We start from the raw sequence: 12,486 nt of genomic DNA, 5'->3' as shown, positions 1-12,486 counted from the left end.
GGATATACCTTCGATGAAAGCTCCTTTGACGGAGCTTTTTTCGTAGATACATATTCTCTTGTGAAATCATCATCAAACTAAGAAACGAGGGATGCGTAATGAGCCGACTTTATGGATTAATGGGTGCTATGGATGAAGAAATTGAATTGCTGCTCTCGGCGATGACGGAAGCAAGTAAGACGACCAAGGCGGGAATCACATACACTACAGGAATGATTCACGGACAAAGGGTGGTTGTCTGCAAGTCCGGTGTGGGCAAAGTCAATGCTGCGGTAACAACACAAATCCTGATTGATCATTTTGGCGTAGAACAAATTATATTCACGGGAGTGGCAGGGGCGGTACACCCGGATTTAAACATTGGGGATATTGTCATTTCATCAACATGTATGCAGCATGACATGGATGTAACGCCTTTGGGTTATGCCAGAGGGGTCATTCCTTATCAGGACACCTCAGAGTTCGCGGCCGATCCCGAACTTGTCCGTCTGGCTGAACAAGCCTGCAAATCGTTTGGAGATCGATATATTGTCGGAAAAGTACTTTCCGGCGATCAATTTGTCGCAAGCCGTGAGATAGTAACAGCATTGCATCAAGAAATGGACGGTGCTTGTACCGAGATGGAAGGCGCCGCAGTGGCTCAGACAGCTCATATGAATGCTGTGCCTTATGTTGTCCTACGATCTATGTCAGATAAGGCTGATGGATCGGCTCACGTGAATTATGCTGAGTTTACAGTGGAAGCTTCACATCGTTCACACCGTATTGTGGAGTTCATGCTCAAGCATTTGGATTAAGGGTGTAATTTTTTTAATACATGAATCTTCGGACAAACCGGATGCGGTCAAACTGTTCTCGTGATTCGAGGGGTACATCATCTCCCATTCGTACCATCAGACAGTTCGCAGGATGTGAGCATATTTCAGGATCATCCGTGGCGTACCATACCATATTTACGGTTTTCATTAGGCGTTCCATCATGCGGCGGTATTCCCATACGGAAAGACCGCTGCCTTTTAAATCCCAGTGCCAGTAATATTCGGTTGTAAAAATAATATAGGATTCGAGCTGTCCGTCTTCAAAGGCAATCCGAATCATTCGGCTACCTAGGCCCAATCCGCGATAGTCATCGGCTACCTCGACAGCTCCGAGTTCCAGTAAATTCTTCATGCCAGCTTCCGACCAGCGTTCCATCTCATCTGGATAGTGAAAAGTAACGTATCCCAGAAGGGTTTCTCCGTCATGGGCAATGATAATTCTGCCTTCTGGCAGTTCTGAAATTTCCACCAGCGCCTCGAATTGCTCCTTTGGTTTACGAAAGGCGTCCAATTGCGTATGCATTTGAAATGAACGCAATCGATCAGCGGATACCGGTCCTTCTACATGGATGGTTTGTCCGTTGTGATCCAGCGTGTCCAAGTGGTACAATTTTAAATGCTGCATGGGTGCGACCTCCTTGTTTGCCATCAGTAGCTCTTCATATCCCCTACTTATAACAAAAAAACAAATAAATGAAAAGGATGGTCGTCACATCCTTACCTATGATATACTGATTTAGACACGAATTGTTCACAATTAAGGCTTTAAATCAAACCACAAATCAAAAGAAATAATTTGCACCATTAATTTTGTAAGCGTTATTTTGTTCTGTGTAATTCTCATTATTCCATTGTGAGGAGGCTGAACGCATGAAGATTGAAGAACTCCAGGCTGTAGTTCCCACATCCAACATGGGCTCTTATGAACAAGCTTACAACAACTTTCAGTGGGAAGATGTAGAACGTCATTTTACGTGGTATGAAACAGGCAAAGTGAATATGGCACATGAAGCGATTGATCGACATGTAGAGGAAGGTCGGGGGGATAAAGCAGCACTTTTGTATTGTGATGCAAACCGTCATGAAACCTACACCTTTTCTCAGCTCCGTGCCAGCTCGAACAGGTTCGGAAATGTGCTGCGCAAATACGGTATTGGTAAAGGGGAACGGGTGTTTATATTCATGCCGCGTTCACCTGAACTGGTCATTAGTATGCTTGGGGTTTTAAAGGTAGGCGCTGTTGTCGGTCCACTGTTTGAGGCGTTTATGGAAACGGCGGTTAAAGATCGCTTGGAGGATAGCGGGGCGGTGGCATTAGTAACCACACCTGCGCTTCTTTCACGGGTAAAACGTGAGGAGCTTCCTGCATTGCGTCATATTTTTGTGGTCGGTGATATGGACGAACGGGAGCAGGGAATTATTGATTTCGAAACGGAAATGCTCACATCCTCAGAAGAGCTTGAGCCCGAATGGCTGAGTCGTGAAGATGGATTAATTATTCACTATACATCAGGCTCAACGGGCAAGCCCAAAGGCGTGTATCATGTACAAAATGCAATGATTCAGCATTACTATACGGGTAAAACGGTGCTGGATCTGCGGGAAGATGATGTATATTGGTGTACTGCGGACCCTGGCTGGGTTACGGGAACGTCATATGGCATTTTTGCTCCTTGGCTAAATGGAGCAACAAATGTCATCCGTGGAGGCCGTTTCAGCCCAGAGGACTGGTACCGTACGATTGAACGTCACGAAGTGACTATTTGGTATAGTGCTCCTACGGCGTTTCGGATGTTGATGAGCGCAGGGGAGCAGGTAGTTTCCAACTATGATCTCAGCAGCTTGCGGCATGTATTATCCGTTGGGGAGCCACTGAATCCCGAGGTAGTGAGATGGGGGTGGCAAGTATACACACAGCGTATTCATGATACTTGGTGGATGACGGAAACAGGAGGACAGTTGATCTGTAATTACCCAGAGCTGCCGATTAAGCCAGGTTCGATGGGAAAGCCACTTCCAGGTATTCAAGCTGCTATTTTGGACGACAGAGGCCAGGTGTTGCCTCCTAATAGGATGGGACATTTGGCGATTCGTACACCATGGCCATCCATGATGAACCGTATATGGAACAACCCAAATAAGTTTCAGGAATATTTCCGCTTTCCCGGTTGGTATGTATCCGGTGATTCAGCTTACATGGATGAGGACGGATATTTCTGGTTTCAGGGAAGAATTGATGATGTTATTAACTCCTCCGGAGAGCGCATCGGACCTTTTGAGGTGGAGAGCAAGCTTCTGGAGCATCCTGCTGTAGCGGAAGCTGGAGTCATTGGGAAACCAGATACTGTTCGAGGAGAGATCATTAAAGCATTTGTCGCCCTGCGTGATGGCTATACCGCGTCGGAAGCGTTACAACAGGACATTTACCGCTTCGTCAAGGAAGGGCTGTCTGCTCATGCTGCTCCGCGTGAAATTGAATTTAAGGAAAAGTTACCCAAAACCCGTTCCGGCAAAATTATGAGACGTGTGCTGAAAGCCTGGGAGCTTAACCTTCCTACAGGTGACCTGTCTACCATTGAGGATTGAATTGATGCATGTTTGCACTAAAAAGGGAGTCTCCATAGCCATTATAGCTATGAAGACTCCCTTTTTTATTAGGGTGAACTCATTCATCTCACCCAAACTATTGCTTCTTGTTTTTGTCTTGAACTATGGACGAACGGCTCCAGAAGGAGCCGATTCCCCCATGGTATTCATGGAAGTAACACGGAACCAGCCTTTGGGCTTGCGGCCTGGTTTATACTCAAAGTTGGTGTTTGCGGTAGAGCCTATGTTTTTAAAAGGCTCCGCACCGCTTTCACTGTAATATACGTTATAGCCTGTTATAGCGTCCGCAGGCTTTCCTGCACTCCATTGGAGCACTACGGACGTGCCTGCCGCTTTAGCTTGGGGCTGTCCAGGAGCAGTAGGAACTTCTGTAGGCTGCGCACCTGTTCCATCTCCCTCGCCCGGAATATCTGGTGACTCAGAATCTGCAGGTGGCACTACAGGCACTGTACTTGCTTTGGTACTTGGCCCAGATTCATGTCCTCCCACATCAACGGCAGTCACATAGTAACTTGCACTGCCTCCATCAGGGCTGTCAGAGAATACCTTGGAGCCATCAGCCATGACAACCTTGCCAAGCCGTTGGAAGCTGCCTCCATCTGTAGAACGATATAGACGGTAACCTACAACATCACTGTTTCCGCTTGGGCTAAAGCTAATTATGGCCTTGCCGTCACTATAGCTTACGCTGACGCTAGTTGGAGCGTTAGGAGCTGCCCCATCGTCCCTGCGTGGATCAATCTGAGTAGGAGCTTCTTTATCTGCATCTTGAGGCAGATAGTAGGACAACGAATTGTGCCGTCTCATCACTGTAAAGGCTTGCTGAAGCTCTTTAATCAATTCTGAGATTGGCTTTTCCCGTTTTCTAACGGTCCGTTCATACAACATATCATCTGGCGTACCATCACGTGGAATGTAATTTACACCCTGATAGGTAATATATTTCGCACGGGTAACGCCATTTTCACTGTTTTTGGGTAAATATTTACTGTTATAAATGTCTGAACCATAAGCGGATGCTGTCCGGCTTACAATACCGTCAGGTCTCTCGAAACTATCCGTTTGGAATAACTGAGAATCTTTAGCCGTTACTTCATTCATGATTAGAGCCCATAGACGACGAGCCCGCTCTTTTTGTGCTTTCGTTTCAAGCTTATTGACAGGTTGCTTGTAACCAACCCACACTCCCAGCGTGACGTCAGGTGTAAAGCCCTCGAACCACACATCGGTGTAGGATTGCGTAGTGCCTGTCTTACCGGCAATCGGAATCTTGCCGGATTGATTAAAGTTACGTTTCACCAGTTTGCCTGTGCCTTCCGATACGGCTGTACGTAACATATCCGTCATCAGGTAGGCGGTTTGTGGTGTGAAGGCTTGCACAGGATTAGGCTGATGCTTGTATACAATATTGCCTTGCGAATCCACGATCTTTTCGATCATGTAGGCATCATTAAACACACCGCCATTTGGGATGGCTCCATATGCATTGGTGAGCTCCTCAACGGTTACCCCGTGGGCCAAGCCACCGAGTACACCGGTTTGGGCGTTGTTATCGCTTGGTTCCAAGGTGGTGATACCCAGTTTTTTAGCAAAAGCCCAAGCTTTATTGATCCCTACCTTTTCGTTAAACAGCTTGAGTGCTATCGTATTTAGCGATTGATTCAGTGCATAACGCGCTGTGACCAATCCTTGGTAGCGGTTGTTGGAATTTTTCGGGATGTGATATCCATTACTGCCATCCTTCAAAATAATAGGAGCATCATCCACAATCGTGCCAGGCTGTACGAGACCGCTATCCAAAGCAGGCAGGTAAGCAGCAATCGGTTTCATGGCTGAACCCGGCTGGCGTACCATCTGGGTAGCATAGTTCATTTGCTCTTTTTGGAAGTCCCGACCTTCCATCATGCCGAGAATGGCACCGGTTTTATGCTGAATCAGAATGGCTGCCGCTTGCTCGTCACCTTTGGTTTTGCTAGTAGCAGAAAAGTTGTCCTTATTTTCTGCAATTTGACGCATAGATTTGTACACGCTCTTATCAATGGTGGTATATACCATATAGCCGCCTGTGCGAAGCTGCTGTTCGGCTTCTTTGAGCAAGTCGTTATCATCCTTGGTTTTGGTATCTGCACTGGCATTAGCCGCTTGACTCGGATTGGTGACAGACATGAGTGCCTGCGCAGCTTGCCGCTCTGTTTCCATCATAAGATATGGATAGGTGTTATAAGCCTTAACAGTGCGTGGTGCGAGAGATTTTTTAATATCAAAAGCCATCGCTTCATCATATTGTGCTTTATTGATTTTGTTCTCCTCCAGCATTCGGCTGAGCACCAGGTGCTGGCGGTTGATCGCTCTTTTAAAACCAGCTTCATTAAATTCGCCTTTACCGTTGTAAGCAGAATAAGAAGAAGGGAGTTGTGGCAAACCTGCCAGATAGGCAGCTTGGGCTACATTAAGCTTGCCCAAATCATTCTCATTAAAAATACCTTTGGCCGCTGCTTTAATACCAAAGACGTTGTAACCGCTTGATCCGTTACCGAAAGGTACCTTATTGAGATAGGCTGTAATTATTTGCTGCTTGCTCAGGAAGCGCTCAAGGCGCAGAGATAGCAAAATTTCTTTGACCTTGCGGTCATCCGTACGATCAAGATTTAAAAAGACACGACGTGCAAGCTGCTGGGTAAGAGTACTCCCTCCAGTTTGTACGGATTCATGTAGTGCCTTTTGCTTCACAGCACGCAGCGTTCCCGACAAATCGACACCTTTATGCTCGTAAAAATGGTTATCTTCAATGGCAATGACTGCGTCAATGACGAGCTGAGGAATCTCCTTAAATGTAACAGGTCTTCGATCTTCCTCGGTCCGAAGCTGCCCGATGGGAGAGCCATCATTGAAATAAGCGAAGCCTGTAATTGCATTTTTATCTACTTCCTGTAGAATCGTAGATCTGGAACGCACGGGCTCGTTTTTTACAATAGAAGCAATATAGCCGGCGGCGGTTCCTCCTGCGAATAGTGCTCCCATAAAACCGATGATGACGACCCACTTTATGACACGGCCGAGCCTTCGCATGGTTCTCCGTAAGCGGGAAGGCTTTGGCTCTGATACATTGTTTTTTTCTTCAACCATTAAGTCTTCCTCCTTTATAACAGCCATTATTATAGCATAAAATTACAAAATGAACCCATATGCTAAAAAGCCTGTCTTTTGGTGTCGTTGACTACATAAAAACAGTGTGTTATAAATAGGTCAAAGTAAATATCGTGAAAAGCAGAGAAAGACTTCAGTAGAAGGCGGAATCACGTTGTGCAGAGAGCCGATGGGTGGTGTGAATCGGTAGCGTCCCTCCTTTGAATTACCGTCTGGAGCTGTCTGGATGAATGGAAGGCTTTTGCAGGTTTGCGAAGCTCCCATAGTAATCCGGTACCGGGTGTAGACCCGTTATAGGAATGAAGTGAAAGAAACGTTTGTTTTTGCATACGTTTCTTTAATTAGGGTGGTAACGCGAGCAGCTCCTTCTCGTCCCTTGGGATGAAAGGGGCTTTTTGGTTTGTTTAAATAGTAATTTTTGGATGAAAAATAGGAGGGATTCAGGATGAAGTGGGAAGAATTGAAGCCTGAGCAACAGGCAGAGGTAGAACGACAACTAGAAGTGATACGTCGTGGAGTAGCGGAAATTGTACCTGAAGATGAGCTGAGGCGTAAGGTTATTAAATCGGTTGTTAGCGGCGAGCCACTCAAAATTAAGCTGGGCTTGGATCCGTCTGCGCCCGACATTCACATCGGACATACGGTTGTTATGCACAAACTGCGCCAGTTTCAGGAATTAGGGCACCAAGTGCAACTGATTATCGGAGATTTTACAGGCAGAATTGGTGATCCGACAGGTAAATCGGAGACCCGCAAGCAACTGACTGAGGAAGATGTACAGCGCAATGCACAAACATACAAGGAACAAATCTTTAAGATTCTCGATCCTGAAAAGACAAAGGTATACTACAATTCCGAATGGTTAGGACCGATGTCTTTTGCGGATGTGGTAACCCTGTCTGCCAAAGTAACGGTTGCCCGTATGTTGGAGCGGGATGATTTTACAAAAAGATACCAAAACGGCTTGCCGATCAGCATCCATGAGTTCTTTTACCCGCTGATGCAGGGCATGGACTCCGTGGCTCTCCAAAGCGATATAGAATTGGGAGGGACAGATCAAAAGTTTAATCTGCTGATGGGCAGAACCCTGCAAAAGGAATACGGAGTAGAGCCGCAGGCAACTATTACATTGCCACTGCTTGAGGGGCTTGATGGCGTTCAGAAGATGAGCAAAAGTTTGGGGAACTATATTGGTGTGGATGAGGAGCCAAACGAAATTTACGGTAAATCGATGTCCGTTCCTGACGAGTTGATGCTGAAATATTTTGAGCTTGCAACGGATATTACCAATGAGGAGCTGGCAGAGCTGGCGAAAGGTGTTAAAGAGGGTTCTGTGCATCCACGTGATGCCAAAATGAAACTGGCAGGAACATTAGTCCGCATGTACCACGGTGAAGAAGCGGCGGAAGCAGCCAAGCAGCATTTTGTGACCGTATTCCAACAACGTGCGCTTCCTGATGATATTGAAGAATTCACCTTGACAGCAGATCAGCTAGAAGGAGGCGGCATTCGTGTGATACAGTTGCTGACTCATCTAGGCTTTGCAGCATCTAACGGTGAGGCCAAGCGTAGTATTCAGCAGGGTTCGGTTAAAATTAATGAAGAGAAGTGGACCGATGTGAACGAAGCATACAAGCCGCAAGAAGGCGACATTGTACAGGTGGGTAAACGGAAATTTGCTAAAATCAAGCTTGGATAATTAAAATACATTCACTAGCAGCGTTGAGATTAATTTTACATCTCAGTGCTGCTTTTTTTATTTCTGCCAAGTGAAAAGCCGTGGTAAACTTAGCACAAATAATCAAACAAGTAGGTAAAGAGTTATACATAATGAATATGTGGGTTACCCAATGTGGATGTAGGCTAGATAAATTACAAGTGCGGGGAAGGATTATATGGACTACTTTAAACGAATTCAGTGTGCGATTGAGTTTATTGAATTGAATCTCCGGGAGGATTTAAAAATTGCCGAGGTTGCTTCACAGGCATACTTTTCAGCTTTTCATTTCCAGCGGGTTTTTCAGGCCATTTCGGGTTTTACAGTGCAACAATATATAAGAAGGAGAAGATTGTCCGAGGCGGCTAAACGGCTAAAGCAATCCAATCAAAAGGTATTGGACATTGCTATTGAGTATCAGTACAACTCGCAAGAAGCTTTTACTCGTGCTTTTGAAAAAAGTTTTGGGATCACCCCTGGGAAATATCGTAACTGTGACATTGAGCTTTCTGGTCAAAGCAAAATCAATTTTTTGGATTACCAAAAAAACGCAACGGAGGAATTAGAGATGAACAAGCCTGTAATATTGCAACTCGAAACGACCAAAATTGTAGGATATGAATATAAAACAAATCTGAATAATGAGCAGCACTATAAAGAAATCCCAGGATTTTATGAACACTTTGGCGCACATGAATATTTTATGTGTATTCCGAATAAAATCGCTCCGGGAATGTCATATGGGATTGCCTGTCGATTTGAAGATAACGGTGCATTTTCATTTGTGGTCGGTGAGGAAGTTGAAAAAGAGTCAAAAGAACTGGCAGAGGGTTTCATATATATGGAGATTCCAGCAGGCAAGTATGCTGAGTTTGACGCTTCAGGTTCAAAAGGACGAGTTCAGAATATACGAGATTTTATCTATGGCACATGGCTTCCTAATTCTAATTTTGAACGGAGGGAGGGGCCTGATTTTGAAATTACAGACGTGATGAATTCCTATCCTGATCATTTGAATATGAAAGTGTACATCCCCATTGAATAAAAATCTCAGGCTTAATATGTGGGGAATATAAAAAGCACCCGAATGAATTCGGGTGCTTTTTGGTGCTAATGCAAGGATTAGCGGTTGTAGAACTCGACGATTTGTTTTTCATCGATATCTTGGGACAATTCAGCACGCTCAGGCAAACGAATGTATTTACCTTCCAGAGCTGCGTCATTGTACTCCAGGTAAGCTACCAAGTGGTTACGGTTTTCCAAAGCTTCTTTGATGGAAGACAGGGAACGACTTCTTTCACGAAGACCGATCACGTCGCCAGGGCTTACTTGGTAAGAAGCGATGTCAACTTTTTTGCCGTTCACAGTAACGTGACCATGAGCTACCAATTGACGTGCGCCTGCACGGGAATTAGCAAAGCCAAGACGGAATACAAGGTTGTCCAGGCGGCTTTCCAGCAAGAACATAAAGTTTTCACCAGCGATACCGTGCATGTGTTGAGCTTTGTTGAACAGGGTACGGAATTGTTTTTCACCCAAACCGTACATGTGGCGCAGCTTTTGTTTTTCTTGAAGCTGCATACCGTAGTTACTGATTTTTCTCCGTTGGTTTGCACCATGTTGTCCCGGAGGGAAAGGGCGTTTCAATTCTTTACCTGTGCCGCTCAGGGAAATACCGAGACGACGGCTCAATTTAAATTTAGGACCAGTGTAACGTGCCATTATAGAGTTAACTCCTTCATAATTAAAATTTGAGTTGGGGCTCTCTTTGCGCTCCAATTTGTTCGGCGCTACCTAGAAGGTGAGACGCACTACTGACAGAAAAGTTCAGCCGCTGTCCTGTCAGCAACAAATAAGATGAGGGTGACACAAACTGTTACGCCCAAAATTTAAGATCCGCACAGTAGATAGTTCTGCCGTACAGTCTTTTTCAATAATATATATTATATGGTATAGTGGGTCAATGTCAAGTAGAGAAAAAGAATGAAAACGTCAAAATTTGTCGATAGGGCTTAAGAACTAAAAAGGTGGGACGAATTTCTGGAAAATGGATGCAAATTTCTAAAGTTGAGAGTAAAATAGATCATATTATGAGCTATAGTGGTGTATAGCCGCTGTCTTGGTACAGCTAATTTTGCTGTGAAGGAGCGCCTTAATATGTCGGAATTTTCAACAACGGATCAGCAAACGCTTGACAGTAAAACAGTGCAGGCTAGCGGTGCTCCGCTGTTTGATGATAAAGGATATACGTCTTTTGCCTGGCTCCAGAACATGGATATGACACCCTATGATTACCCCTATATTAATCAGCTTCTCGTCCAAGGATATCGGAATTGGTTACAGCAGAGCAATGGTATATCCTGGATCAGTGAAGAGTATACTGCTGTCTTTAATTTTACAGGTGTTCGGGTTGCTGGTAGGGAAGAGGATGATGACGAGGATTTAGAGTTGGTCGAGCGTTGTTGCATATCTAGAGAGATGGAAGTGAGCCAGCGTAAACTTCGAGATGGGAGCCTTGCATTTGTATACATGGTTCCCATACTATGCCGCAATTACAAGAGAGAGCCTTTCGCCGCTCTTCGTTTTACACGGCCTGCTCAACATTTTGTCTCGAATCAGGACGCATTGTTAGTGGCTTCTTTGCATTTTAGATCCTGCTTTTACTCGAAGTTTGAGTATATATTTATGGAAGATATCCTAGGGATGCAGAATCGGAGTGAACGTGAAGGCAGACGCCGCTCTATTTTATTTCAGATTGTAAAACGGATGCATGACAAGATTGATGTAGAAGGCGTGCTGGATGAAGTATTTGGAAGTATCGCCTATTTGTTTCCCCATGTGGATATCACGTTGTATATGAGTCAGGATCGGCACAGTCGAAATCATCAGGTCAAGCCTTTGTTGCTACATGAACGGGACGAGGATGTATGTGTCCGTGCATTTATGAAAGGGCAAATGGCTGTGAATGAGCCTGCCAGTCCACAAGATGAAATAACTGAAATCGGTATCCCGTTACGTGGCAAACAGGGCGTATATGGTGTTTTCCATATGATTCTTCCGGCAGGTGCGGATAGTATGGAAAAAGTGGACGTAGAGCTGATTGCGATGATGGCAGATACAGCTGGCACCGCATTTGAAAATGCGAAGCTGCTGGAGCAATCGAATGTACTTATCCATGAATTACGGCTCATTAATGAGTTGGTTCAGCGTTTGAATCAGAGCCTGAAATTAAATGAAATATTTGAGTTTGCCGTGCAGGAATTATTAAAAATGTTCATTGCCGACTTTTGTTGTATTGTGCAGCTGGATCAGGATGGAAGTTGTTTTAGGGTGATGTCAAGCAATGTGGATAGTTTAAAGCTGGAGAGTTACCCTCGTGAAGGTGGATTTGCTGGACTGATATGCAAAACAGGAGAACCCGTGATTGTGTCTGACTATAGAAAGGATGGGAAGATATCCTCTCGGTTTATGGATACGACGGACTCTCAGTCTTTGATGGCTGTGCCTATGAAGAACAGGGGGACTCCTAGAGGGGTTATATTATTGTCGAGCAAGCTTCCACATTTTTTTTCTTACGATAATTACAAGATGCTGCAAATGCTAGCTCCTCATATCGGACTGGCCGTAACCAATGCTATGCTACATGCCGAGGTGCGGCGTCTGGCTAATATGGACATGTTAACAGGTTTATATGTACGTCATTATGTAGACCGAATTATTCAGGAACATCAGGAAAAGGATTTCTGTGGCTCTCTTATTTTGGTTGATATTGATCAATTCAAGCAGGTGAATGATACGTATGGCCATCAGACGGGTGACGAAATTCTGAAAAGCGTCAGCAATATTGTTCGCTCGGCGACCCGTGATGAGGATGTATGTGCCAGATGGGGCGGAGAGGAGCTTGCCATTTATTTGCCGCAGTTGGGGGTTCAACAGGCACTGGGATATGCAGAAAAAATACGTAGCCGTGTACAGCATGAAACTAATCCTCAGGTGACTGTTTCTTGCGGGATTGCCGAATGGAACTGGCTGGACGAGCAAATCAGCATCGAATCTTTATTTTATAGGGCTGATATGGCCTTGTATGAAGCGAAAAATGAAGGACGTAATCGTATAGTTATTGATCATGTAGGCGATATGTAGAGAATATTCCTTAGGGAATGTTCTCTTTTTGTTTTGCATAACCGATTGTAGACA

General features: G+C 44.9%; 8 protein-coding genes and 1 other annotated feature. Of the genes, 5 read left to right on the top strand and 3 right to left on the bottom strand.

Annotated elements, in window-relative coordinates:
- Positions 1 to 98: 98 nt before the first annotated feature.
- Entirely contained in the window at positions 99 to 797 is a 699-nt protein-coding gene (locus tag OIU26_RS02595; protein WP_013371880.1) for a 5'-methylthioadenosine/adenosylhomocysteine nucleosidase, read from the top strand.
- Between the two features lie 13 nt (positions 798 to 810).
- Here the strand turns inward: OIU26_RS02595 and OIU26_RS02590 are convergent, their stop codons facing one another.
- A complete protein-coding gene (locus OIU26_RS02590) occupies positions 811 to 1,443 on the bottom strand; it encodes a GNAT family N-acetyltransferase (protein ID WP_040103396.1) in 633 nt (210 codons plus the stop codon).
- A 245-nt stretch (positions 1,444 to 1,688) separates the two neighbouring features.
- On the opposite strand from OIU26_RS02590, the gene acsA reads away from it, so the two are divergent.
- Positions 1,689 to 3,404 carry an acetate--CoA ligase gene (gene acsA / locus OIU26_RS02585; RefSeq protein ID WP_264215854.1) on the top strand — a complete coding sequence of 572 codons (1,716 nt, stop codon included), beginning with the start codon at positions 1,689 to 1,691 and terminating at the stop codon, positions 3,402 to 3,404.
- A 123-nt stretch (positions 3,405 to 3,527) separates the two neighbouring features.
- On the opposite strand, the gene OIU26_RS02580 is transcribed toward acsA, so the two are convergent.
- The gene (locus tag OIU26_RS02580) at positions 3,528 to 6,551 is read right to left on the bottom strand and encodes a transglycosylase domain-containing protein (RefSeq protein ID WP_264215853.1); all 3,024 of its coding nucleotides are present in this window, start codon (positions 6,549 to 6,551) and stop codon (positions 3,528 to 3,530) included.
- A 135-nt stretch (positions 6,552 to 6,686) separates the two neighbouring features.
- Positions 6,687 to 6,952: a binding site (T-box leader), on the top strand.
- A gap of 65 nt (positions 6,953 to 7,017) precedes the next feature.
- Between OIU26_RS02580 and tyrS the strand changes: the two genes are divergently transcribed.
- Together tyrS and OIU26_RS02570 are read left to right on the top strand one after the other, a co-directional pair.
- A complete protein-coding gene (gene tyrS, locus OIU26_RS02575; protein ID WP_264215852.1) occupies positions 7,018 to 8,271 on the top strand; it encodes a tyrosine--tRNA ligase in 1,254 nt (417 codons plus the stop codon).
- Between the two features lie 196 nt (positions 8,272 to 8,467).
- A complete protein-coding gene (locus tag OIU26_RS02570) occupies positions 8,468 to 9,334 on the top strand; it encodes an AraC family transcriptional regulator (protein ID WP_264215851.1) in 867 nt (288 codons plus the stop codon).
- Between the two features lie 77 nt (positions 9,335 to 9,411).
- Here the strand turns inward: OIU26_RS02570 and rpsD are convergent, their stop codons facing one another.
- A complete protein-coding gene (gene rpsD / locus OIU26_RS02565; protein WP_013371873.1) occupies positions 9,412 to 10,011 on the bottom strand; it encodes a 30S ribosomal protein S4 in 600 nt (199 codons plus the stop codon).
- Between the two features lie 435 nt (positions 10,012 to 10,446).
- Here rpsD and OIU26_RS02560 point away from each other — a divergent pair, with 435 nt between their 5' ends.
- A complete protein-coding gene (locus OIU26_RS02560) occupies positions 10,447 to 12,432 on the top strand; it encodes a sensor domain-containing diguanylate cyclase (RefSeq protein WP_264215850.1) in 1,986 nt (661 codons plus the stop codon).
- Positions 12,433 to 12,486: the final 54 nt, after the last annotated feature.

It is taken from the genome of Paenibacillus sp. BT-177, assembly GCF_025846815.2.
GTDB lineage: Bacteria > Bacillota > Bacilli > Paenibacillales > Paenibacillaceae > Paenibacillus > Paenibacillus polymyxa_C.
The sequence above is the reverse complement of the archived record's forward strand: the minus strand, read 5'-3'. Positions and strand labels throughout refer to the sequence as shown.